This is a genomic window from Pseudomonas sp. 05T35 (assembly GCF_056396605.1).
This window is the reverse complement of record NZ_JBFTLU010000091.1, coordinates 1-23,017: the sequence shown is the minus strand read 5'-3', so window position 1 is coordinate 23,017 and position 23,017 is coordinate 1. Positions and strand designations below refer to the sequence as shown.

Sequence of the window (23,017 nt, the reverse complement as noted above, 5' to 3'; positions counted from 1 at the left end):
CACATGATCGGCCAGGTTAAAACCGAGCCACACCAACGGCACCGCCACCAGCACCATCCAGCCCAGCGTCAGCAACGCCGCCGCAAGGGATTCGYGCCCCTTGAGCCAGCGGGTCAACAAACGCATCAGCGGCCAACTGGCGAACGCCAGCACCGCGCCCCAGAACAGCGCCGACCAAAAGGGCGCCATCACCCAGAAACTGGCACCGAACAACACCAGGAGCAGGATCTGCACCAACAGGCGATCGTTATTGATCATGAAAAATCTCGAGCCAGGTCAATCAACAAAGAGTAGGCGAACGGCCAATGACACGTTCGCCGAGGAAAAAACTATCGCAGGAATTCGATGTGCAGGCCGGTTGCCGGTACGTTGCCGAGTTCCATCCGCGCCGCACGTACGCCCTGCCCGACCAGCGCCTGACGCCAGGCTTCAGCGTTGGCTCCGGAAACACTGACGCGCAAAGTCGTATCGAGGTTCAAGCCGCGCGACAGCAATGTCAGCCACACCGGTTGCGGATCGCCCGTCAGCCGCGGCAGGTCCAGCACGCCGGTGTCCTTGAGCTGACGCAACAGGGTCGCCGAGGTCGGCAACAACTCGCCCAATGGCGTGCTGGCGTCGAATTGTTCGACGTGCAGATAGGCTTTTCGATTGCCCCGAGTGATGCTGTAAAGCGCCAACAACGAGTTGTCCTGCGGTGCCGCGAGTCGCAGCAGCAGGTAAGCCTGTTGATCGTCGGCACCGTAGAGCTTGGCGTTGCCGAACACTTGATTGGCCCACAGGCTGCTTTCGCCGCAATCACGGGCCTGGCACCAGAACAGCAGTTCGGCCCCCTGTTTCTGCAAGGCTTCGCGAGCGGCGGTGAAGGCCTCGGTGGACGAATGCTCGGGCGGCAACTCGTAGGTCACCGAGGTCACTTTTCCACGGGCACTGACCTGGCCATCGAAACGCAATTGGCCGCTGATTTTGCGGATCGAGCCCATGGGATAGATCCGTTCAAGCTCCGCAAGCGGGCGATAGTCGACGATCTGCGCATCGGCCAGACGCGGCACCAGCGGCAAATCGTGACTTCCCGGTACATCGGCGGCAAACACCAGCGAACTGAAACACCCCATCCCCAACCAACAGATCAAGCGCATGCTGTTCAACCTTGAAGGTACTCTCATCGGATCAGCATGGCCTGAGCGCCTTTGACGACATTGGCGTCGTCGTTACGCGGCGGAATCTGCAAGCCACGCTGCACCGCCGGGCGAGCTTCCATCACCGCCATCCAGCGTTGCAAGGCGGGTAAACCGTCTACCGAAACGCCAGACCACTCATGGCCACGGACCCACGGGTAAGTGGCGATGTCAGCAATGCTGTAGTCATCGGCCAGGTACTCGACAGTTTCCAGACGCGTGTTCAGCACTTCATACAAACGCCGGGTTTCATGCTGATAGCGGTCGATGGCGCCCTGAAGCTTCTCCGGGAAATAACGGAAAAACACGTTGGCCTGCCCCTGCATCGGGCCAATACCGCCCATCTGGAACATCAGCCACTGGATCACCACCGAACGCCCTTTCGGATCCTTGGGCAGCAGTTTTCCGCTCAGCTCAGCCAGGTAGATGAGAATCGCGCCAGACTCGAACACGGCGAAATCACCGTTGTCCCGATCGACAATCGCCGGAATCCGGCCATTGGGATTGATCTTGAGAAACGCTGGAGCCTTTTGTTCCTTTTTGTCGAAACTCAGGACATGCACCGTGTAGGGCAAGCCGAGTTCCTCGAGCACGATAGAGACCTTGTGGCCATTCGGAGTCGCAGCGGTGTAGAGATCTATCATGGTTGTCTCCCCTTTCAACCCGCCCAGCCTCGACAGTTGCCCGCTGCAAGTCAAGGAACGGCGAAGAACCGATTGAAACAGTCTGCAACAAGGGCGGCGCCGGGCTCGTCATTCAGGTGCAAATGATGGCCGCCGGGCAGCTGTTCACGGCTAAAGGGTAGACGCTCCAGCAATTCCGGGTGTTTGGCGAGCATGCCGTCAGCGGCAACCACCAATTGCGCAGGACAACTGATTCGCTGAACGAAGGACATCGCCTGTTCATCGGTCAGACGCAGTGGCGACGCCAGCGTCAGGCGACTGTCGGTGCGCCAGGTGTAGCCGCCCGGCACCGGCATCAAACCCCGCTGAGCGAGTAACTCGGCGGCTTCACGACTGACCGCGACCAGGCCTTTCATACGGGCTTCGATGGCGCGATCCAGGGTGTTGTAGACCGGTTTGCGTTTTTCTTGCAGATCCAGCTGCGCTTGCAGGGCCATGCCCATGCGTTCGGYGGCGTTGTCGTGAGCGGCGGTGGGCGGAATCACCCCGTCGATCAGCGCCAGATGCGTCACGCGCTCGGGCAAGGCACCGGCGAGTACCACCGAAACGATTGCGCCCAAGGAATGGCCCAGCAGCGCAAACCGCTTCCAGCCCATCTGCTGCGCAACTTGCAGCACATCGTGAGCGTAATCCCACAGCGCATAACCGGCGCCCAATGGCCGATGCCCGGAATGCCCGTGGCCGGCCATGTCCAGCGCGACAATGCGCAGGCCTTCAAGCTTCGGCACCAGGCGCGCAAAGCTGTTGGCATTGTCAAGCCAGCCGTGCAAGGCAATCACCGGCAGACCGTCTTCAGGACCGAACAGGTGCGCGGCCAACTCGATGTGCGGCAGGCTCAGGCGGACTTCTTCGACGCTGTTCATGCGCAACTCCGCTCGCTGTGCCCATCCMAACGGCTGAACAGTTTTTTTAGTAACGTCGCGGTGTCTTGCGGGCGTTCAAGGGGAAACATGTGGCCGCCGGGCATTGTCAGCGACTCGCCTTGTGGCATGCGGCCGACGAAGCTGGCGTGATGGCGCATGACCACCCGGCTCTGCCGGCCACGAACCACCGCCAGCGGTACTTTCAACTGGCGAGATAAAGCCAAAACGCTTGGCGGCGCGGATAACCCATTGATCGGGGCGGGTCAGCACCGGTGAATCCAGCATCACCACGCCACGATACAGCTCCGGGCAACGCAGGGCCGCGTGCAGGTGCAAGACGCCACCAAAGGAATGGCCAACGCCCCACACCGGCTCGGGTTGCTGTTTCAGGTGATGGATCAGCTCGTCGACCAGGTTGTGCCAGTTATCGTCGGCCGGGAACCGCGGGTCATGGGCGTGCTGCTGCAGATGCGCGACCTGGTACTCCGGCGCCAGCGCGGCAAACAACTTGCCGTAGGTGCCTGAAGGAAAGCCATTGGCATGGGCGAAAAAGATCTGCTGCGGCATAACGGCGCGTCCATAAACGAAATCAGGTGTTGATTGTCCGTAAGACACAAGCCCACAGCAATGACCGTAACTGCCAGGAATGATGACAGTCAGGCCAAGGCTATGGGCCTACCTGTTAATTCTGACAGTTGACAATGGCTCCGTTTAGATCGAAAAGAACCTGCCGCCATAGTCGTTGATACGGATCGTCCATGACACACGCCAACACACCGACGATCGCTGTGATCGACCCTTGTGCAAAGGCTGTGCGGGCAGTGGCCTATCACCGGCGCAAGGCGGGCGACACGACAGAGTCACACATTACTCAGCAGGTCTACGATACAGCTGGGCGCGCCGTCCACAGCCGTGACCCACGTCTGTTCCAGTTGCTCGAAGGCGGCTCCGGCKAGGCCGTCAATCAGTCCACGGTGTTCAGCCTCTCAGGCACGGCGCTGCTGTCCGAAAACGGCGACGCCGGATGGCGCCTGGGATTGTTCGGTGCAGCCGGGCAACGGTTGCAGGGCTGGGACCAAAAACGTAATCAAAGCCGCGCGATCCATGACGATCTGCTGCGACCGAGCGCCATTTTCGAGCAGGCTCAAGGTCAAACAGAGCACTGTACCGAACGCTTTTCATACGCCGACGCCACAGCAGAAACCGCCGCCCACAACCGCTGCGGTCGGTTGATTCGCATTGACGACACGGCCGGCACACAACACTTCACTGAATTCAGCCTTGCGGGTGCCCCTCTTGAGCAGTCCCGACAATTCATTGCTGACCCGCAGTCGCCAGTGAATTGGCCCGAAGTCGAAACTGAACGCGACGCCTTGCTGGAGCTCGAACCTGCTATCACCCGCGTACGCTACAACGCCGTTGGCGAACCGTGCGAACAGACCGACGCCGGGGGYAACCGGCAAATCTTCAGTCAGACCCGCGCCGGTGAACTGCGAGAAGTACGCCTGAAACTGGACAGTGCTGCCGAAGAGAAGACGCTGGTCAGCGCCATCCGCTACAACGCCTTCGGCCAGATTGAACAGCAACTTGCCGGCAATGGCGTAAAGTCTTGCGCGACCTATGCAGTCGAGGACGGCAAACTCTTGCAACTCAAGGCCCGGGCCCTGGGAAAAGCACCACGGCAAGACCTGACTTATGACTACGATCCCGTGGGCAATATTCGCAGCATCAGCGATGCTGCCCAGGCTATTCGCTACTTCCGCAATGAGCGGGTGGCCGCGATCAATACCTACGAGTACGACAGCCTCCATCGATTGATCTTTGCCAGYGGCCGACAAACCCGTAATGCTCCGAGCGGCCCGCACTTACCGGTCTTTCAGTCACCCGCCGATCCCGGCCAACTGGAAAACTACCAGCAAACCTTTCACTACGACCCCGCAAACAATCTGGAACGGCTGCAACACACGGCCGACAGCAACAGTCGCACCGAACACACCGCTGTCGCTTCACTCAACAACCGTAGCCTGCCGTACAGCGCTGATGGTAAACGCCCCGACGAAGACGAGATTCGCGCCGGCTACGACGACAATGGCAACCTGAACACGTTGCAACCCGGCCAACCCTTGCTATGGGACCTGCGCAACCAGTTGCGCCAGGTCGATCAGGTGGAGCGTGAAGAAGAGCCCAACGACGCCGAGCTCTACCTTTACGACAGCAACGGCCAACGCCAGTGGAAAATCCGCACGGCTTACACCGGCACGCTGACCCATACCCATGAAACCCGCTACCTGCCAGGCCTGGAGATTCGCACAGGCCCCAAGGAAACCCTGCACGTGATCACCGTGCAGGCCGGACGCTGTACCGTGCAGGTGCTGCACTGGAAAAAAGGCCAACGAGTGGACATTCCCGAAAACCAGCACCGTTACACCTTCACCGACCACCTGGGCTCCAGCACGATGGAGCTCGATGACCACGCCGAACTCATCAGCCAGGAATGTTATTACCCCTATGGCGGAACGTGCTGGTGGGCCGGGCGGGACAAGGTGGAGGCGAGCTACAAGACCTTTCGCTACTCAGGCAAGGAGCGCGATGCAACAGGACTGTGTTACTACGGCCACCGGTACTACCTACCTTGGCGACAGCGTTGGTTGAGCGCTGATCCGGCGGGCGCTACGGATGGGTTGAATCTGTATGCCATGGTGCACGGCAACCCGATCAGGCTCGTCGATACTCAGGGGCTTTTCGGGGTGGACACGCTATATGCGGCAGGAGCGACACTGGTTCGTGAAGGCGGTAGTGCTCTCGTTTCTGCGACACTGCAATATGGCGCGACTATGGCAATCGGCGCGATGAGTCCAGTCGGCAGCCTGTTGACTGCGATGGGAGCCCTTTCCGGCTGGATATCGGGGGGCGTCACCGGGTATGCCGAAGCCAATCGAGCCCTGTCCACCTCTTCGACGAACAGCAGGGCAAGAATACTTACGACAAAGGTCAGCGGCATTCTTGTTGGTGCCAGTATCGGGGCTGCGCCTTCATTGATCGGCCATTTCACATCCCCGGGGGTCAATACCGCTGCTGTTTCACAAATCGYCAGTGGCTTTGGGTCAGCGGTTCGCGAAGGGACGTCGCAATACGTGTCCCATGTTGGTCCCAGCAACCCTTCGACTCCTTATCCCAGCGTAAAGACCGCAGGAACGAGTATCGTTGCTGCGGCGAGCGTTGGTGGAGCCTTCGGCTATGCCGGTGGACAATTGATGTCTGCTGTATTGGGTGAGGCAGGCAAAGGTTTAGAAGCGATTCTCGTCGGCTCCGCAGCGACCGCGACGAGCGCTGCCGCTGCATCACTTGTACGCGGAATCTACAACACCCCCACCAAACCGGCTAAAGGAGGAGAACCTACCTTTGACATTCCTAAAGCCATAACCGGCATCACCACTCGCCACGCTTTCGCATCGCTAGGTCTATTGGCCGACCAAGCTGTAGTGAATCTGGTTCCCGGATATATGGACTTGGATCCTGTAACAAAAAACATGATCAAAAGAGCGCTCGGCACCGCCATCGGTGACCAACGCGCCATCATTACCACCTCCGTGACCGAAGGCCTCGCCGTACATAAGCCCACTACCGAGAACATAGAAATGAGCACGATAAGACCTAACGACTCCATCGTGAATATTTCCGCGACTCCACGAGGGTCGGTCGTCTTGCCCGGCGCCGGCTCGTACGAGCTGAGGCAGCGTTCTCGATCTTCGACGCCGTACTCCAGCCGACCTCCGTCGCCTCATTGAGACGCCCCTTTTTGGCGCAGACCAAATCGGCCTCAACGCCCCGGCGGCGTTTCACCCAGCGGCACCACCGCCATGGTCAACCGCGACACACAGCTGGCCTTGCCTTCATCACTGCTCAAGCGAATATCCCAGACGTGCGTGGTGCGGCCGATGTGGATCGGCTTGGCCACCGCCGTTACCCGGCCGCTGCGCAAGCCGCGCAAGTGGTTGGCGTTGATTTCCAGGCCCACGCAATAGAATTTGCTGGCGTCGATGCACAGGAAGCTGGCCATGGAACCAACGGTTTCGGCCAGTACCACCGAGGCGCCGCCATGCAGCAAACCGTAGGGCTGGTGGGTGCGATGGTCGATGACCATGCTGGCGGTCAGCGACTCGTCATCAAACGCCTCGAAGCGTATATCCAGCACTTCGCCGATGGTGTTTTTCTGAATCGCGTTCAACTGTTCAATGTTGGGAACGGTACGCCACAGACTCATCGCTACATCCTCTTCTGGTTTTATTTCGGGTCAATCCTGCCACAGCACCGCTTCGCTGCGTGCACTCCATTCTTCAAACCGTGCGCCATACACGGCCTCGATCACGTTGCGCTTGATCTTCAGTGTCGGCGTGAGAAAGCCGTTTTCCACCGCCCAACTGTCCCTGACCACCACCAGTTGGCGCAGGCGTTCGTGTTTATCAAGGGCGCCGTTAACCTCGTCGAGCAAGCTTTCCAGGCTCGACTGCAAGGCATTGCGCGCCACACTGGCGGCATCTTGCAGGCCGACTGCCGAGAGTACGCACAGACCAAGTGGCGCACTCAGGCCGTCACCGACCACGCACACCTGCTCGATGCGCGAATGTACCGCCAGACGGTTTTCAATCGGCGCCGGTGCGACGTACTTGCCCTTGCTGGTCTTGAAGATTTCCTTGAGCCGCCCGGTCAGGCGCAAGTTGCCTTCGGCGTCTTGCTCGCCCTTGTCACCGGTGCGCAGAAAGCCGTCCTCGGTGATCGTCTCGGCGGTTTTCTGCGGCTCCTTGAAATAGCCGAGCATGGTCGCACCACTGTGCACCAGCACCTCGCCCGAGTCCTCGATCCGCACCTCCACCCCCGGACACGGCTTGCCGATCCAGCCAGGTTTATTCTGGCCCGACAGGCAAATATGCGAATAACCGCAGTTTTCGGTCATGCCGTAGACCTCAAGCACCTCCAGCCCAAGGCGCTGGTACCAGTGCAGCAAGGCTTGCGGCACTGGCGCGGCGCCCGACAAGGCAATGCGCAAGGCATCCAGCCCCAGACCCGCGAGCACCTTGTGCCCGACCCGCTTGCCGATGATCGGTAAGCCAAGGAGGAAATCCAGGCGTTTTGCCGGAATTTTGCTGTACACGCCCATCTGGAATTTGTTCCAGATGCGCGGCACGCCGAACAGCGCCGTGGGTCGTGCACGCTGCAAATCGCTGAGAAACGTGTCGAGGCTTTCGGCAAAAAATACCGTTTGCCCGGTATAGATTGACGCCAGCTCGACAAACATCCGCTCGGCGACGTGGCACAGCGGCAGGTACGACAGCAACCGGTCCGACTCATTGAGACCAAACAACTGCGTACCGTGAGTGGTGGCGAAACCCAGGTTACCGAAACTGTGCATCACCCCTTTGGGCAAGCCGGTGGTGCCGGAGGTGTAGATGATGGTCGCCAACTGGTTGGCGTCGGGCGTTGGGTCGTCCTGAATCGGTGAGCTGTGTTGCAGATCGGCCCAACTGAAATCGAAGTCACCCGCGGGACACAACGGCAGGCTGATGGTCGGCAGATCGGTGCTGACGCCCCTGGACATGCCTGGCCAATCATCCAGCTTGCCGATGAACACCAGCGCAGCCTCCGAGTGTTCGAGCACCTGGGCCACCGAATCGGCGGTGAGGTTGGGGTACAACGGAACGCAGAGATGCCCGGCCATCCAGATCGCCAGGTCGGCAATGATCCAGTGCGCGCAGTTTTTCGAGATCAGTGCAATGTGGCTGCCTTGAGGCAGCTCCCGGGCGCGTAGCCAGTGAGCGGCGCACCGCGCCTGATGGCCGACGTCGGCCCAGGTCAGCGTCTCGACCTGACCACCGCCAATCGGCTGGACCAGAAAACGCTGGCGGGGATGGCGAGCTTCACGCTCGTAGAACACTTGCAGCGGCAAACGAAAAGCGGCGGACATGCGATGCGCTCCTTTTTGTTCGGTATGGCGGCAAGCGTAGCCAACCAAGCAGTTGCTTGGTTGGCTATTTCAAAACAAAATCCAGCCAGGAGCACGCATTCCCGTAGCAGCTGGCGCAGCCTGCGTTCGGCAGCTGCTACAGATTATCCATGCCCTCCGCAGATTACGGATTTTTGACGCTATTGAGCGTCATGCCCCCAGCCAACGGCAAATCAGCTTCAAGCTCAGCCAGGCTGGCCGTGCTCATCGCATGTACGGGCTGGCAATAATCGCCTGAATCGGCTGGCCGATCAGTTGCGCGGCACTTCGCAGCACTTCTTCACGACCATGTGCAGTCAACTCCCGCTCAGCATCGCTACGGGCGTGAGACTCGGCTTCACCGTGACGCAACACCCAGAGTTTCATAGCTTTGGCTCCTCATCACGGGCCGGATGTGGCGCGGGTGGTACAGCGTGCGGGGCTTCGCCTTCCGGTGCACGCGGAGTCGGCCAATCGGCGAATGGCCACGGTTTCTGGTCGCTGTGGAAACTGCCGAAGCGGCCGATCTGCGCCAGGAACTGGCTGAGGCTGTCACCGAAATTCATCAGGCCGGCGTTTGGTGCCCCATAGATCAACCGATAGATGAGCTGCACCAGCACCACGGCGCCGAGGATCAATTGCGCGACTTGCCAGACCAGCACATACACCAGCATCCACAGCACGCGCAGCAGGATGGATTCGTACTTGGCTGCTACTTTTGGATCGTTCATGTCTCGCTCCCTGCCCCTGTAAATGGGGGACTCAGTTGAAACCGCTGGTGGAGATAAAATCGACATCGGTTTTCGGCTCGCCGCGCATCAACAGCTCAATAACCTGATTGAGCGTGCGTCCTTCAAACAGGATCGCATGCAAACCGGCGACCAACGGCATGTAAACCCCGACTTCCTGGGCCTTGGCCTTGAGCACCTTCAGCGTGTTGACGCCCTCGGCGACTTCACCAAGGCTCGTCACCGCCTCTTCCAGGCTCATGCCCTGGCCAAGGGCAAAACCGACCTGATAGTTGCGGCTTTTCGGTGACGAACAGGTGACGATCAAATCGCCCACCCCGGCCAGCCCCAGGAACGTCATCGGGTTGGCCCCCTGATTCACCGCAAAGCGGGTCATTTCCGCCAATGCCCGGGTGATCAACATGCTCTTGGTGTTTTCGCCCATGCCCAACGCCACCGCCATGCCGGCGATGATCGCGTAGACGTTTTTCAGTGCCCCGCCCAGTTCCACACCATAACGGTCGGCACTGGCGTACACGCGAAAGGTCCGACCGTGCAATGCCGCCTGGACCCGCTGACAGAGCTCTTCGTCTTCACTGGCGACCACTGTGGCCGTCAGCGCGTGCTCGGCCACTTCACGGGCCAGGTTCGGCCCGGACAGCACGCCGATGCGCGCTTGTGGGGCGATTTCCTGAAGGATTTCGCTCATCAGCTTGAAGGTGTGGGCCTCGATGCCTTTGGTCAGGCTTACCAGCAACTTGCCGCTCAGGCGCTCGGCATAGGGTGCGAGCACCGAACGCAGGGCGTTGGAAGGCAGTGCGACGAAACACAGGTCGCACTCATTGAGGGTGGCAAGCAAGTCGGTGACCGGCTCCACCCCAGGGTGAACCTTGATGCCCTTGAGGTAGCGTGGATTCTCGCGGTTGACCCGAATGGCCTCGGCCTGTTCAGGATCGCGCATCCACTGCCGGACCTGATGACCGTTCTCGGCCAACAAATTAGCCACGGCGGTACCAAAACTTCCGCCTCCCAGGRCCGCAATCGGGCGCTGTTCAGTCATATGCAATCCGTTAATCCATACCAGTGGCGATAGCCGCATTATACGGGGCGGTCTGGCGTCGGCCAGCCCCTCCATCAATTAGCAGCACTTGTAGGAAGCAGACCTGCAAAACCTGAGAAAATGCCGGCATCGTGACTGGAAAACTCAAACAGCTCGGTTAACATGCGCGGCAATTAACTGCGATCAAGGCTGTACCGTGTCTGTTGGCCCTCCTCACCTTCGCTCCTCGCTGGTTCTGGCGCTGATGCTCTCTGACCCGCTGTTGGCCGATGATCTGTTTCTCGACAACGCCGCGCTGCCCCAGGTACTGACCGCCACCCGACTGAAACAGTCGCCGGCCGCCGTGCCCGGGAGCATGACGGTGATCGACAGCGAACTGATCAAGGCCAGCGGTGCCCGCGACATCAGCGAATTGCTGCGGCTGGTGCCGGGGATGATGGTCGGTAACGTCAGCGGCAACCAGGCCGCGGTGAACTATCACGGCACCAACGCCAGCGAAGCGCGACGCATGCAAGTGTTGATCGACGGCCGTTCGGTGTACCGCGCAGGTCTGGCGACGGTGGACTGGAGCGACATTCCGGTGGCCATGGAAGACATCGAGCGCATCGAGGTATTCCGTGGCCCGAACACCGTCAGCTATGGCGCCAACGCGCTGATGGCAGTGGTCAACATCATCACCCGCGCACCGGTCAACAGCCATGGCACGCGGCTGAAAGTCACTCGCGGTGAGCGCGGCATCAACGACTGGTACGCCAGCCAGGGTACCGGCTGGGAAACCGGCGACCTGCGCTTGTCGCTGTCCGGCCAGGAAGACGACGGTTTCGACTCGAACCGCTTTCCGGGATTACTTCGGCTGGTGACAACTCTGACGTGATCGCCAAGGATTACGCCGGTTCGTTGCGCTGGAACCTGGAGCTCAACCCGGATCACAGCCTTTACGTCCAGGGGTCGGCGCAGCAGTGGGATCGGCAGCAAGTCTGGCGCGCGTGCGACGCCGAAGTGTCGTTCAGCCCGCAGCTCACCCAACTCTGGCAGCTCAACCCCAACTATGCCGAGCGCCTGGCGCGGCACATGGATAGCTATACCGGCACCGGTGCACCGCACGGCACGCCGGTCGAGCAGGCACTGGCCAACCAGGTGCTCGATCAATGGAAAGGTGGCGCCAACCGCACCGTCTGCGGTGATATCGACCAGAGCGCCCGCGAGTCGCGCTACGACCTTGAACTGCAGGACACCCTGAGCCTCTCCGACAGTCTGCGTCTGGTCAGCGGCATGAACTATCGATACGACCGGGCCGACTCCGAAACGTACTTCAATGGCACCCTCGACGACTCAATCTGGCGGTTGTTCGGCCAACTGGAGTGGCGTGCCAGCGAGCACTGGCTGCTGCAAGGCGGTGCGATGTACGAAAAAACCGAATTGGTCGGTGACTCGCTCACCCCGCGCGTCGCAATCAACTACCTGATCAACCCGCKCCACGGTCTGCGCGCGGTGTATTCGGAGGCCATCCGCTCACCCGACATGTTCGAGAACAACGTCAACTGGAGCTATCAGGTGACCAACCTCAGCCCCGGTGCCTACGGTCAGTCCAGTGCCCGTTACTTCGTCAAGACCCGTGGCCCCGGCAACCTCGCTCAAGAACACATGCGTTCGCGCGAACTGGGGTATAACGGCTTCTTCGCTGACCTTGGGCTGAACGTCGACGTGAAACTGTTCTACGACGAAATCACCGACATGATCAGCGAGCCGCTGCGCAACAACCAGTACATTGCCAGCAACAGCAATGCCTCGCGTTTCAGCGGCACTGAAACCCAGTTTGACTGGCGTGTCAGCGATGCCGATCGGCTGCGCCTGACCTACGCCTATGTCGATGCCAGGGCCAGTAATCCTCTGGACGAACAATTCAGCGCACGCAACAGCGGCTCCGCCGGTTGGCTGCGCGATTGGGGCAATGGCTGGAACAGTGCACTGTTCTACTATGGTGACGACGCACTGAATGGCTACCGCTTCGAGCGTGTCGATACGCGCATCGCCAAACGCATTGCGCTGGGCAAGGCCAATCTCGAACTGGCCGGTATCCTGCAACAACGCCTCGACAACCAGCCGACCACCTTCATCGACAACAACTATGACTCGCGCCATGTGCTCTACTTCAGCGCCGAGTTAGAGTTCTGACATGGGCCTCAGCCAGACACGCCCCCACTCCCCCCGAAGCCGCCGGCCTTGGGTTTGGGGACTGTTGCTTGTCTGCCTGGGCAGTTTGCCCGTGCGTGCTGCCGACGTGTTGCTGACCGGCGCCGAGGACAGTCCCGGCGTGCAGGCCTTTACCCGCGCCCTGGCCGAGCAGCGACCGGAAGACACGGTGCGCTTCGCACGCCTTGCCGACCTCCCCGCGCCGTCCCGGCTACCCGATGCGACACGGCTGATCTTGCTTGATCTGCCGAGCCTCGACTGGCGCCTGCAAGACAGCGAGGGACCGGCGACGCTGGTGCTGCGCATCAGCCGCCTGCAAGCCAGTCAGCGCCTGGGTAATGCCCTGCCCCTGCACCTTAGCCTGCTGTGGAGTGATCCACCGCTGAGCCGCCAACTTCGCCTGATTCAGGCCCTGTTGCCGCAAGTGCGACGGGTCGGCGTGCTGTACGGGACGAACAGCGAATTTCTGCTCAAGGAGCTGCACCATRCCGCGCACCGGCTGGGGCTGGAGATCGTCGCCGAACGTTGGGACAACACCAATGACAGCCGGCCATTGCAGGCGCTGCTGAAAAATAGCGACGTGCTGTTGGGACTTGACGATCCTGACGTGTACAACCCCAAAACCGCCAAGAATCTGCTGCTCAGCAGCTATGGCCGACAACTTGCATTGATCGGCCCCAACGCGGGGTTCGTCAAGGCCGGCAGCCTGGCCAGCACCTACAGCGATCAGGGCGATTGGCTGGCCATTCTTGACAGCTTGCTTGATCGTCCGCCGGCCAGTTGGCCGCGCACCCTCTACCCGCAGCGCTTCAAGGTATTAAGTAACCCGCAAGTCGCTCGTTCCTTAGGCATCGAACAGATTGACCCCACGGCTGTTGCAACACAGTTGGCCGAAGGAGAAAACCGCCCATGAACCTGCGCCGCCATTGGGGCATCAATACCCGCACCCAGATCATCAGCCTAGGCCCGGCGCTGCTGCTGACGTTGCTGCTGATCAGTTTCTTTACCGTCGTGCGAATCCAGGATTTACGCCAGGAGCTCAACCACACCGGCCAACTGATCGCCAATCAACTGGCCCCGGCCACCGAATACGGGGTGATCTCCGGCAACAATGAGGTGCTCGAAAGCCTGATGAAAGCCTCGCTGACAACGCCGCACGTGCGTTTTCTCGAGGTTCAGGACAACGCCAACAAGGTGTTGGTGCACGTCGAGCAGCCTTCGGAAAGCAGCCAACGCTCACAACAGATCGAAGTGTTTCAAGCACCGGTGCGCTTGCAACGGATCAGGCTCAGCGATGATTTCCTGCAGGGGCCGCCACCCGCCATCGGCCCTTCCGAAGACTATCTGGGACGCGTCGTCGTCGGCATGTCYAACGATGCCTTCAGTCAGCGGCAACAGGAGATCCTGCTCAAGGCCGCGATCCTCGCACTGTTCGCCCTGCTCTTTACCTTTCTGCTGGCGCGGCGCCTGGCCGCCAGCCTGTCGGAGCCCATCAGCGCCATGGGCAATGCGGTGAAGGCGATACAGCAAGGCAACTACAAAACACCGCTGCCGATCGTCGACGATGCCGAACTGGGCGACCTGTCGCGCCACATCAACAATCTTGCCGATGGCCTTGAGCTCGCCAGCCGCGAGCAGCATCAGGCCATGGCGCAACTGATCCAGACCCGCGAAGAAGCGGAAAAGGCCAACAGCGCCAAGTCCGACTTCCTGGCGATGATGAGCCATGAATTGCGCACCCCGATGAATGGCGTGCTGGGCATGCTGCAATTGCTCGAAACCACCGACATGACCGAGGAACAGATCGAGTACGCCGCGCTGGCCTCGGAGTCCACCGAGCACTTGCTCAAGGTCATCAACGACATTCTCGACTTCTCGCGCATCGAACGCTCGGCCCTGGAGCTGGAGCACATCCCGTTCAACCTCGCCGAGCTGATCAACAGCTGCGCCCAGGCTTTCCAGCACAGCGCGATGCAACGCGGCCTGAGTCTTGAGCTACAGATCCCGGACGACATGCAAGCCTTGCAGGTACAAGGCGACCCGACGCGGATCCGGCAGATCCTGGTCAACCTGATCGGCAATGCCTTGAAGTTCACCGAGAAAGGCCGGGTAACGATCGAGCCGCAGTGGCAATCGCTGGACCACGAATTGCTGTGGTTCACCTGCACCGTGCGCGACAGCGGGATTGGTATTTCGGCGCAAAGCCTGGAGCTGATGTTCAACGCCTTCCAGCAAGCCGACAGCTCGATCTCCCGGCGCTACGGCGGCACCGGCCTGGGTCTGCCGATTGCGCGCACGCTGGCCGAGCGGATGGGCGGCACACTGCGCGCCCAGAGCGAGGAAGGCCGAGGCTCGGTATTCACCCTGGAAATTCCCCTGGCGTTGTCCAGGCAGACGCTACCGGCCCTGGCACCGCGCACGCCTGCCGGCAACGACCACGGCGAGGGGCGCAATGTGCTGCTGGTGGAAGACAATCCGGTGAATCAGACCGTCATCGAAGCAATGCTGCGCAGTCTGGGCTTTACTGTCAGCGTCGCCACCGACGGTGCGCAGGCGGTACGCAGTGCCGAGAGCCTGATTTTCGAGGCGATTCTGATGGATTGCCGGCTGCCGGTCATCGATGGTTACGAAGCCACCCGGCAGATCCGTCAACTGCCCGGCTGCACCGACCTGCCTATCATCGCCCTGACCGCCAACGCATTGCAGGGTGACCGCGAGGCCTGCCTGTCGGCGGGGATGAACGATTATCTGGCCAAACCTTTCAAACGCACTGATCTGCAGCAAATTCTGCAACGTTGGGTACGGTAGTGGGGAGTGATCCTCCATCTGCGACTGGCGTGAAAGGCGAAAGTGCGGCAGTCTTAGGCACCTTGACAGCTCGGAATCGGGCTTGAAAAATAATTTCAGTGCACAAGTGTACATTCATGTCCCTTGTGCTGTGACTTTCACCACAACGCAATAGTCTATGAGTAGGCTGCCGGTTCGAAGCATGAACGCTTCGATCGGCCGGGAAGATTCGCCCCACCTGCCGCATGGGACTATTGAGGAGCTCGCATGACCAAACAAAACGCCTTTACCCGGGAAGACCTGCTGCGCTGCAGTCGCGGTGAGCTGTTCGGCCCTGGTAACGCGCAACTGCCCGCCCCGAACATGCTGATGGTGGATCGCATCACTCATATCAGCGAAGAGGGTGGCAAGTACGGCAAAGGTGAATTGGTCGCCGAGCTGGATATCACTCCGGACCTGTGGTTCTTCGCCTGCCACTTCGAAGGTGACCCGGTGATGCCGGGCTGCCTGGGCCTCGACGCCATGTGGCAGCTGGTCGGTTTCTTCCTCGGCTGGCAAGGCCTGCCGGGCCGCGGCCGCGCCCTGGGTTCGGGCGAAGTGAAATTCTTTGGCCAGGTTCTGCCGACCGCCAAAAAAGTTACCTATAACATCCAGATCAAACGCGTCCTGAAGGGCAAGCTGAACCTGGCCATCGCCGATGGTTCGGTCACCGTCGACGGCCGCGAGATCTACACCGCCGAAGGCCTTCGGGTCGGCGTATTCACATCCACTGACAACTTCTAAGGGTTATCCGCATGCGCCGCGTCGTTATCACTGGTCTGGGCATCGTTTCGTGCCTGGGCAATGACAAAGAGACCGTCTCCGCTAACCTGCGTGCAAGCCGCCCTGGCATCCGGTTCAACCCGGAATATGCCGAAATGGGTCTGCGTAGCCAGGTTTCCGGCTCCATCGACCTGCCACTCGAAGAGTTGATCGATCGCAAGATCTATCGCTTCGTCGGCCACGCGGCGGCTTACGCCTACCTGGCCATGAAAGACGCCATTGCTGACTCCGGCCTGACCGAAGAGCAGGTTTCCAACCCACGCACCGGCCTGATCGCCGGTTCCGGTGGCGCATCGACCCTGAACCAGATGGAAGCGCTGGACATCCTGCGCGAAAAAGGCGTCAAGCGCGTCGGCCCATACCGCGTAACGCGGACCATGAGCAGCACGGTTTCCGCTTGCCTGGCCACTCCATTCAAGATCAAGGGCCTGAACTACTCCATCGCTTCTGCCTGCGCCACCAGTGCTCACTGCATCGGTAACGCCATGGAACAGATCCAGATGGGCAAGCAGGACGTCGTGTTCGCCGGTGGCGGTGAAGAAGAGCATTGGAGCCAATCGTTCCTGTTCGACGCCATGGGCGCACTGTCCAGCCAGTACAACGAGACACCGGAAAAAGCCTCCCGTGCCTACGACGCCAAGCGTGACGGTTTTGTCATCGCCGGCGGTGGCGGCATGGTCGTGGTCGAAGAGCTGGAACACGCTCTGGCCCGTGGCGCGAAGATCTACGCGGAAATCGTTGGCTACGGCGCGACTTCCGACGGCTACGACATGGTCGCGCCAAGCGGCGAAGGCGCCATCCGCTGCATGCAGATGGCCATGTCCACCGTCGACACGCCAATCGACTACCTGAACACCCACGGCACTTCGACTCCGGTCGGCGACGTGATGGAAATGAAAGGCGTGCGTGAAGTCTTCGGCGACAAGGCTCCGGCCATCAGCTCCACCAAGAGCCTGTCGGGTCACTCCCTGGGCGCTGCCGGCGTTCACGAAGCGATCTACTGCATGCTGATGATGGAAGGCAACTTCATGGCAGGTTCTGCCAACATCGAAGAACTGGACCCGGAAGTGGCTGACATGCCAATCCTGACCAAGACTCGCGAAGACGCCACCATCAACACCGTGATGAGCAACAGCTTCGGCTTCGGCGGCACCAACGCCACCCTGGTCCTGAAGCGCTGGCAGGGCAAGTAAGCCCCGCTGCTTCGCTGCACATGAAAACGCCCCGACTGGTTCGGGGCGTTTTTTTTGGCTGATCGATAAACCAGTGGAACGCCTGAATCGCCAGATGCTCTATAACTGCAAGGTCTATTTCTGACGCACACCCTTTATTACTGCCCATGAGGTTTGTCATGACCATTACCGTCAATACCGAATCCAGCGAAGGTTTTCGTCACAGCATCCAGATCGACGACCATMAACTCTTCGCCGATGTGCCCAAAACCTCCGGCGGCGAAGGTTCCGCACCTGAGCCCCATGATTACTTCGACGCAGCGCTGGGCGCCTGCAAGGCACTGACCCTCAAGCTCTATGCACAGAAGAAGGAAATCCCGCTGACCGGCGTCACGGTCGAGGTCAAACGCGACAACAGCCAGGAGCAGAAAGGCAAATACGCCCTGCATGTCAAACTGACCCTCAAAGGCGTACTCACCAACGCCCAGCGTGAAGAGCTGCATCGCGTGGCCGATCGCTGCCCGGTGCACAAGCTGATGACCACCAGCGAAGTAACCATCGAGACTCACCTGTCTGAAGGCGCCTTCAGCCAATAGCGGCAAACACGGGCTGTGCGGGTTATGCTCGACGGCATCACTCGTACAGCCTGGAATGCACCATGATCAGTCCGCTCGTGATTCGCCCACGCACCGAAGATGTCGAAGGCCAACCGATCCTGCGCCCGCTGCCGTCGGCCCAATGCCGCAGCGTCGGGCCTTTCGTGTTTTTCGATCACATGCTTGAAACCCGCTATCCGGCAGGCCAGGGCATGAACATCCGCCAGCATCCGCACATCGGCCTGTCCACCCTCACCTACCTGTTCAAAGGCGAACTCCAGCACAAGGACAGTCTGGGCTCCGACCAGATCGTGAAACCGGGTGACGTCAGCTGGATGACCGCAGGCAGTGCGATTGCACACGTCGAGCGCACACCGAAAGCGCTGTGGGATACCGATTTCAAGATGCACGGCCTGCAAATCTGGCTGGCCTCCCCCAAAGAGTACGAACAAGGTCCCGGCCATTACAGCCATCACCCGGCCGCCAGCCTGCCGGTCAGCGATAACCTCGGGGTGAAGATCAGGATGATTGCCGGCAAAGGCTTTTGCYTGGAGTCACCGGTACCGGTGCTTTCCCCTACGTTGTACGCAGAGCTTGAGCTGAAAACGGCGACGACCTTGCTGATCCCCACCGAGCATGAAGAACGCGCGCTGTACGTGCTGGACGGTGAGGCCCAGCTCAATGGCGAGCCGATTGAACCGCACTCGCTGGTGGTGCTGCCTGCCGGGGAAGAAATGGACCTGTTCGCCGAAAGCGACTGCCACGCCATGCTGTTTGGCGGCGCGCCCATGGACGGGCCGCGGCGGATCAACTGGAACTTCGTCGCCAGCGATCCCGCGGTGATCGATGAAGCCCGCCGACGCTGGGCGGCCGGTGATTGGCCAACCGTGCCAGGCGAGAGCGAGCGGATCGAACTCCCTTAAGATCTTCGGTGTTAGTCACACCGCCATCGCGAGCAGGCTCGCTCCCACACTGGAATGGTGTCGACCGTTAATCTTGTGTACGTCTCGGTCAAATGTGGGAGCAGCCGGGCGGCGTTCCGTCTGCTCGCGATGAGGCCAGCCCTGACACCGACAGTGCCAGGGCTAGAAACAGCACTCAGCCGTTGAACACTTCATCCAGCAAATTATGCATCGACACAAAGGCCCGCTTGGCGGTCTTGGCGTCGTACATCATCATGCCCGGCACATTGGCGTGCGGGTCGGTGAAGGAATGCACCGCGCCGCCGTAGCTGAGCAACTGCCAATCCACGCTCGCAGCGTTCATTTCAGCTTCGAAGGCCGGCAACTGCTCTTTCGCAACCAATGGATCGGATGCACCGTGCAGCACCAGCACCGAGCCTTTGATATTTTTCGCATCAGCAGGGTTCGGTGTGTCCAGCGTACCGTGGAACGACACGGCAGCCTTGAGCGGCGCGCCGCTTCGGGCCAGTTCCAGAGCACAGCAACCGCCGAAGCAGAAACCGAACGCTGCCAGTTTCGAAGTATCGACCGCTGCTTCACCCTGGCTCTGCAAGGCAGCGAATGCGGCCTGCATGCGCTTGCGCAACAACGCACGATCATTCTTCAGCGGCATCATCGCCGCGCCCGCCTCGTCGCCATTCTGCGGACGAATCGCCTGCCCATACAGGTCGGCAATCAACACCACATACCCCTTGGCGGCAACCTCCTGGGCAATCTTCTCGGCCCCGGCGCTGACCCCCATCCAGTTCGGCGCCATCAACAAGCCCGGACGCGGGCCTGTGTGGCCAGCATCGAACGCCAGACGACCTTCGTAAGACTGACCCTCAACCTGATAGACAACGGAACGCACACTAACTTGGCTCATGACTCACTCCCGTAAAGAAACGCCAGAATGAAAAAACCCGCCGAAGCGGGTTTTTCTACAACTCGGTTAAACCGACAGCTCAACCAGCAGCTTGTTCAGACGGCGCACATAGGCGGCCGGGTCTTTCAAGCTATCGCCGGCAGCCAGGGCTGCCTGATCGAAGAGGATGTGCGACAGGTCGCCAAAACGCTCTTCGCTCTGCTCACCGTCGAGTTTTTCGATCAGCGGGTGAGCCGGGTTGAATTCGAAGATCGGCTTGGAATCCGGAACCTTCTGACCGCTGGCTTCAAGGATCTGACGCATTTGCAGGCCCAGGTCCTGCTCACCGATCGCCAGAATCGCCGGAGAATCGGTCAGACGGTGGGAAACCCGCACTTCGCTGACGGTTTCACCCAGCGCAGTCTTGATCCGCTCAACCAGGCCTTCTTTGCTCTTGGCGACTTCTTCGGCGGCCTTCTTGTCCTCTTCCGAGTCCAGGTTGCCCAGGTCCAGGTCACCGCGTGCCACATCGACAAAGCTCTTGCCGTCGAATTCGTTGAGGTAGCTCATCAGCCACTCGTCGATACGGTCGGTCAGCAGCAGCACTTCGATGCCTTTCTTGCGGAAGACTTCCAGGTGCGGGCTGTTCTTGACCTGTGCATAAGTTTCACCGGTCAGGTAGTAGATCTTGTCCTGACCTTCCTTGGCGCGAGCCAGGTATTCGGCCAGCGAGACCACTTGCTCGCCCTCTTCACCCTGGGTGGAGGCGAAACGCAGCAAGCCAGCGATTTTCTCTTTGTTGGCGAAATCTTCAGCCGGGCCTTCCTTCATGACCTGGCCGAAGTTTTTCCAGAAGCCCTTGTATTGCTCAGGCTCGTTCTTCGCCAGTTTTTCCAGCATGTCCAGAACGCGCTTGGTCAGCGCCGACTTCATCGAGTCGATGATCGGGTCTTTCTGCAGGATTTCCCGCGAGACGTTCAGCGACAGGTCGTTGGAGTCGACCACACCTTTGATGAAACGCAGGTACAGCGGCAGGAACGACTCAGCCTGGTCCATGACGAACACGCGCTGCACGTACAGCTTCAGGCCACGTGGCGCTTCACGCTGATACAGGTCGAACGGAGCACGGGCCGGTACGTAAAGCAGCGAGTTGTACTCCAGCTTGCCTTCGACCTTGTTGTGGCTCCAGCTCAGCGGGTTCTCGAAATCGTGAGCGATGTGCTTGTAGAACTCCTGGTATTCCTCGTCTTTGACTTCAGTACGCGGACGGGTCCACAGAGCGCTGGCGCGGTTGACGGTTTCCCATTCAACGGCTGGTTTCTCTTCGCCTTCGGCGGCTGCCACTTCTTTCGGCAGTTCGATCGGCAACGCGATGTGATCGGAGTACTTCTTGATGATGTTGCGCAGACGCCAGCCATCGGCGAACTCGTCTTCAGCGGGCTTCAGGTGCAGGACGATGCGCGTACCGCGGTCTTCCTTGTCGATGGTGGCGACGTCAAATTCGCCTTCGCCCTTGGACGACCAGTGCACGCCTTCGCTGGCAGCGAGGCCGGCACGGCGGCTGAACACGTCGACTTTATCGGCAACGATGAACGCGGAGTAGAAACCTACGCCGAACTGACCGATGAGGTGCGAGTCTTTCTTCTGATCGCCAGACAGGTGCTTCATGAAATCGGCAGTGCCGGATTTGGCGATGGTGCCCAGGTGGGTCACGACATCGTCACGGCTCATGCCGATACCGTTGTCTTCGAGGGTGACGGTTTTCGCGTCCTTGTCGAAGCTCACACGGATTTTCAGTTCAGCGCCACCTTCCAGCCACTCAGGCTTGGACAGGGCTTCGAAACGTAATTTGTCGACAGCGTCGGAGGCGTTGGAGATCAGTTCGCGAAGGAAAATTTCCTTGTTGGAATACAGCGAATGGATCATCAGGTGCAGCAGTTGCTTCACCTCGGTCTGGAAGCCCAGGGTTTCCTTTTGAGTTTCCACGCTCATGGTCATCAAACTCCGATTGGATGGCAGTGGCCGCACCCTGAAGGGGTGACGGCGGGATGTCATCAGAGTTGGGGGCATAGCCCAGAATTTCAAGGGCTTGGCGTTTCTTCAATTTTGAAATGGGCACGCGCCGTGGCAATCGGCTCGGTTTGAGTGCTCTGCCATGCAGTTATCGCGACGTTGGCGACCCGCCGTCCCTGACGGCACACCTGGCATTTGGCGTAGGTGTCGCGAAACTGCCCGGCACGCAGATAATCGAGGGAGAAGTCGATGATCTTCGGCACACCGGGGGAACCGGTAAAGATCAGCAAATGCAGGGCCGCCGCCAGTTCCATGAACCCGGCTATCACCCCGCCATGAATCGCAGGCAGCAAAGGGTTGCCAATATTGTCCTTGTTCGCCGGCAAACGAAAAATCAGCTCATCGCCCAGCCGCGAGCACTCGACGCCAATCAGCTTGGCATAGGGGATCAGTTGCAGCAGCGTGGCGTAGTCCCCACGCTCGTGAGCCTGCTGCAATTGCTCTTTGAAATTATCCGTCATTTCGTCCCCCCACTGATGACACCACCAAAACCCTTGGTGCCTTTGACGCCTTTGCCCATGCGCATGAAGGTCCCGACTACATGGGCGATCGGCTTTTGCGGATCATCCTGGTAAGCAAACCCGCGCGTGAAAATCACATCAGTCGTCACCCGGTAGCACTGGGCAAAACCATGCACCTCTTTATGCGGCTCGGCCGGGTGCATGTAGTCGATACGCAGATCCAGGGTCGGGCAAACCTCGAACTCCGGCAAAACGCAGAGCGTTGCCATGCCGCACGCGGTGTCCATCAACGAGGTGATGGCGCCGCCATGAATCACACCGGTTTGCGGATTACCGACGATCTGCGGGCTATACGGCAACGTGATTGTCAGCCCGTCATTACTTGCGCTGTGCACCCGTAACCCGAGCACCTGGCAATGCCTCAGCGCCGTTAAAAACCGTGTCGCACGCTCGAAAACGGGGTTGTCGATCATTCGATAAAGGCTCTTTTTAGTGGTGTTGCATAGCAGTTGAGGGACTAAGAAAAAGTTCCAACCAAGATAAATCTTATATATCTGTAGGAAACATGGAACTTAATCCATGGTGCTGCGTTCGAAAGGGCAAGTAGATATTTTCCAC

At 59.8% G+C, this 23,017-nt stretch carries 19 protein-coding genes and 3 pseudogenes; 8 read left to right on the top strand and 14 right to left on the bottom strand.

The window, feature by feature from the left end:
- The 5 genes and pseudogenes from AC1DH9_RS09845 to AC1DH9_RS09825 all read right to left on the bottom strand — a co-directional run.
- A pseudogene (locus AC1DH9_RS09845) lies at positions 1-258 on the bottom strand (AI-2E family transporter); the annotation flags it as partial.
- A gap of 71 nt (positions 259-329) precedes the next feature.
- On the bottom strand, positions 330-1,136 hold the full coding sequence (locus tag AC1DH9_RS09840; RefSeq protein ID WP_427545723.1) for a DUF4892 domain-containing protein: 807 nt from the start codon (positions 1,134-1,136) through the stop codon (positions 330-332).
- Positions 1,137-1,159: 23 nt separating this feature from the next.
- Positions 1,160-1,819, bottom strand: coding sequence for a glutathione S-transferase family protein (locus AC1DH9_RS09835; RefSeq protein WP_427545725.1), 660 nt, complete (start codon positions 1,817-1,819; stop codon positions 1,160-1,162).
- A 50-nt stretch (positions 1,820-1,869) separates the two neighbouring features.
- Positions 1,870-2,721, bottom strand: coding sequence for an alpha/beta hydrolase (locus AC1DH9_RS09830; RefSeq protein ID WP_477808104.1), 852 nt, complete (start codon positions 2,719-2,721; stop codon positions 1,870-1,872).
- Between the two features lie 75 nt (positions 2,722-2,796).
- Entirely contained in the window at positions 2,797-3,288 is a 492-nt protein-coding gene (locus AC1DH9_RS09825) for an alpha/beta fold hydrolase (RefSeq protein ID WP_477808103.1), read from the bottom strand.
- 191 nt (positions 3,289-3,479) lie between these two features.
- On the opposite strand from AC1DH9_RS09825, the gene AC1DH9_RS09820 reads away from it, so the two are divergent.
- The gene (locus AC1DH9_RS09820; protein WP_477808102.1) at positions 3,480-6,509 is read left to right on the top strand and encodes an RHS repeat-associated core domain-containing protein; all 3,030 of its coding nucleotides are present in this window, start codon (positions 3,480-3,482) and stop codon (positions 6,507-6,509) included.
- Between the two features lie 32 nt (positions 6,510-6,541).
- On the opposite strand, the gene AC1DH9_RS09815 is transcribed toward AC1DH9_RS09820, so the two are convergent.
- From AC1DH9_RS09815 to AC1DH9_RS09795, 5 genes and pseudogenes are all read right to left on the bottom strand, one after another.
- The gene (locus tag AC1DH9_RS09815; protein WP_427545733.1) at positions 6,542-6,985 is read right to left on the bottom strand and encodes a hotdog fold thioesterase; all 444 of its coding nucleotides are present in this window, start codon (positions 6,983-6,985) and stop codon (positions 6,542-6,544) included.
- 30 nt (positions 6,986-7,015) lie between these two features.
- Positions 7,016-8,683 carry an AMP-binding protein gene (locus AC1DH9_RS09810; protein ID WP_427545735.1) on the bottom strand — a complete coding sequence of 556 codons (1,668 nt, stop codon included), beginning with the start codon at positions 8,681-8,683 and terminating at the stop codon, positions 7,016-7,018.
- Positions 8,684-8,929: 246 nt separating this feature from the next.
- Positions 8,930-9,088 (bottom strand): annotated as a pseudogene (locus tag AC1DH9_RS09805) (histidine phosphatase family protein); the annotation flags it as partial.
- The gene (locus AC1DH9_RS09800; protein ID WP_054593407.1) at positions 9,085-9,432 is read right to left on the bottom strand and encodes a DUF4389 domain-containing protein; all 348 of its coding nucleotides are present in this window, start codon (positions 9,430-9,432) and stop codon (positions 9,085-9,087) included. The pseudogene AC1DH9_RS09805 and the gene AC1DH9_RS09800, both read right to left, overlap by 4 nt.
- 31 nt (positions 9,433-9,463) lie before the next feature.
- A complete protein-coding gene (locus AC1DH9_RS09795) occupies positions 9,464-10,489 on the bottom strand; it encodes an NAD(P)H-dependent glycerol-3-phosphate dehydrogenase (RefSeq protein WP_477808101.1) in 1,026 nt (341 codons plus the stop codon).
- Positions 10,490-10,685: 196 nt separating this feature from the next.
- Between AC1DH9_RS09795 and AC1DH9_RS09790 the strand changes: the two are divergent.
- The 7 genes and pseudogenes from AC1DH9_RS09790 to AC1DH9_RS09760 all read left to right on the top strand — a co-directional run bounded on the left by AC1DH9_RS09790 (position 10,686) and on the right by AC1DH9_RS09760 (position 18,982).
- Positions 10,686-12,664: pseudogene (locus AC1DH9_RS09790) on the top strand (TonB-dependent receptor plug domain-containing protein).
- Between the two features lies 1 nt (position 12,665).
- Entirely contained in the window at positions 12,666-13,595 is a 930-nt protein-coding gene (locus AC1DH9_RS09785) for an ABC transporter substrate-binding protein (RefSeq protein ID WP_477808100.1), read from the top strand.
- The gene (locus AC1DH9_RS09780) at positions 13,592-15,490 is read left to right on the top strand and encodes an ATP-binding protein (protein ID WP_427545745.1); all 1,899 of its coding nucleotides are present in this window, start codon (positions 13,592-13,594) and stop codon (positions 15,488-15,490) included. The genes AC1DH9_RS09785 and AC1DH9_RS09780 overlap by 4 nt, the downstream gene beginning before the upstream one ends.
- A 246-nt stretch (positions 15,491-15,736) precedes the next feature.
- Positions 15,737-16,252: a 3-hydroxyacyl-[acyl-carrier-protein] dehydratase FabA gene (fabA, locus tag AC1DH9_RS09775; RefSeq protein ID WP_017127984.1), complete on the top strand. Its 516-nt coding sequence runs from the start codon at positions 15,737-15,739 to the stop codon at positions 16,250-16,252.
- A gap of 11 nt (positions 16,253-16,263) precedes the next feature.
- On the top strand, positions 16,264-17,484 hold the full coding sequence (gene fabB / locus AC1DH9_RS09770; RefSeq protein ID WP_427545747.1) for a beta-ketoacyl-ACP synthase I: 1,221 nt from the start codon (positions 16,264-16,266) through the stop codon (positions 17,482-17,484).
- 158 nt (positions 17,485-17,642) lie between these two features.
- Positions 17,643-18,059, top strand: a complete 417-nt coding sequence (locus AC1DH9_RS09765; protein WP_477808099.1) for an OsmC family protein — start codon at positions 17,643-17,645, stop codon at positions 18,057-18,059.
- Between the two features lie 62 nt (positions 18,060-18,121).
- Positions 18,122-18,982, top strand: coding sequence for a pirin family protein (locus tag AC1DH9_RS09760; RefSeq protein ID WP_427545749.1), 861 nt, complete (start codon positions 18,122-18,124; stop codon positions 18,980-18,982).
- 175 nt (positions 18,983-19,157) lie between these two features.
- Here AC1DH9_RS09760 and AC1DH9_RS09755 read toward each other — a convergent pair whose 3' ends face one another.
- The 4 genes from AC1DH9_RS09755 to AC1DH9_RS09740 form a co-directional block, all read right to left on the bottom strand.
- Positions 19,158-19,886: a dienelactone hydrolase family protein gene (locus AC1DH9_RS09755; RefSeq protein ID WP_427545751.1), complete on the bottom strand. Its 729-nt coding sequence runs from the start codon at positions 19,884-19,886 to the stop codon at positions 19,158-19,160.
- A gap of 66 nt (positions 19,887-19,952) precedes the next feature.
- The gene (gene htpG / locus AC1DH9_RS09750; RefSeq protein WP_427545753.1) at positions 19,953-21,857 is read right to left on the bottom strand and encodes a molecular chaperone HtpG; all 1,905 of its coding nucleotides are present in this window, start codon (positions 21,855-21,857) and stop codon (positions 19,953-19,955) included.
- A gap of 89 nt (positions 21,858-21,946) precedes the next feature.
- Entirely contained in the window at positions 21,947-22,399 is a 453-nt protein-coding gene (locus tag AC1DH9_RS09745; RefSeq protein WP_427534575.1) for a PaaI family thioesterase, read from the bottom strand.
- The gene (locus tag AC1DH9_RS09740) at positions 22,396-22,872 is read right to left on the bottom strand and encodes a PaaI family thioesterase (protein WP_427545755.1); all 477 of its coding nucleotides are present in this window, start codon (positions 22,870-22,872) and stop codon (positions 22,396-22,398) included. The genes AC1DH9_RS09745 and AC1DH9_RS09740 overlap by 4 nt, the downstream gene beginning before the upstream one ends.
- Positions 22,873-23,017: the final 145 nt, after the last annotated feature.

Excerpts from the sequence above, each read along its gene's own strand:
- AC1DH9_RS09740 (WP_427545755.1), bottom strand. The coding sequence starts at position 22,872 with ATGATCGACAACCCCGTTTTCGAGCGTGCGACACGGTTTTTAACGGCG.
- fabB (WP_427545747.1), top strand. The coding sequence starts at position 16,264 with ATGCGCCGCGTCGTTATCACTGGTCTGGGCATCGTTTCGTGCCTGGGC.
- AC1DH9_RS09825 (WP_477808103.1), bottom strand. The coding sequence starts at position 3,288 with ATGCCGCAGCAGATCTTTTTCGCCCATGCCAATGGCTTTCCTTCAGGC.
- AC1DH9_RS09840 (WP_427545723.1), bottom strand. The coding sequence starts at position 1,136 with ATGCGCTTGATCTGTTGGTTGGGGATGGGGTGTTTCAGTTCGCTGGTG.
- AC1DH9_RS09800 (WP_054593407.1), bottom strand. The coding sequence starts at position 9,432 with ATGAACGATCCAAAAGTAGCAGCCAAGTACGAATCCATCCTGCTGCGC.
- AC1DH9_RS09755 (WP_427545751.1), bottom strand. The coding sequence starts at position 19,886 with ATGAGCCAAGTTAGTGTGCGTTCCGTTGTCTATCAGGTTGAGGGTCAG.
- htpG (WP_427545753.1), bottom strand. The coding sequence starts at position 21,857 with ATGAGCGTGGAAACTCAAAAGGAAACCCTGGGCTTCCAGACCGAGGTG.
- AC1DH9_RS09835 (WP_427545725.1), bottom strand. The coding sequence starts at position 1,819 with ATGATAGATCTCTACACCGCTGCGACTCCGAATGGCCACAAGGTCTCT.
- fabA (WP_017127984.1), top strand. The coding sequence starts at position 15,737 with ATGACCAAACAAAACGCCTTTACCCGGGAAGACCTGCTGCGCTGCAGT.
- AC1DH9_RS09810 (WP_427545735.1), bottom strand. The coding sequence starts at position 8,683 with ATGTCCGCCGCTTTTCGTTTGCCGCTGCAAGTGTTCTACGAGCGTGAA.
- AC1DH9_RS09745 (WP_427534575.1), bottom strand. The coding sequence starts at position 22,399 with ATGACGGATAATTTCAAAGAGCAATTGCAGCAGGCTCACGAGCGTGGG.
- AC1DH9_RS09815 (WP_427545733.1), bottom strand. The coding sequence starts at position 6,985 with ATGAGTCTGTGGCGTACCGTTCCCAACATTGAACAGTTGAACGCGATT.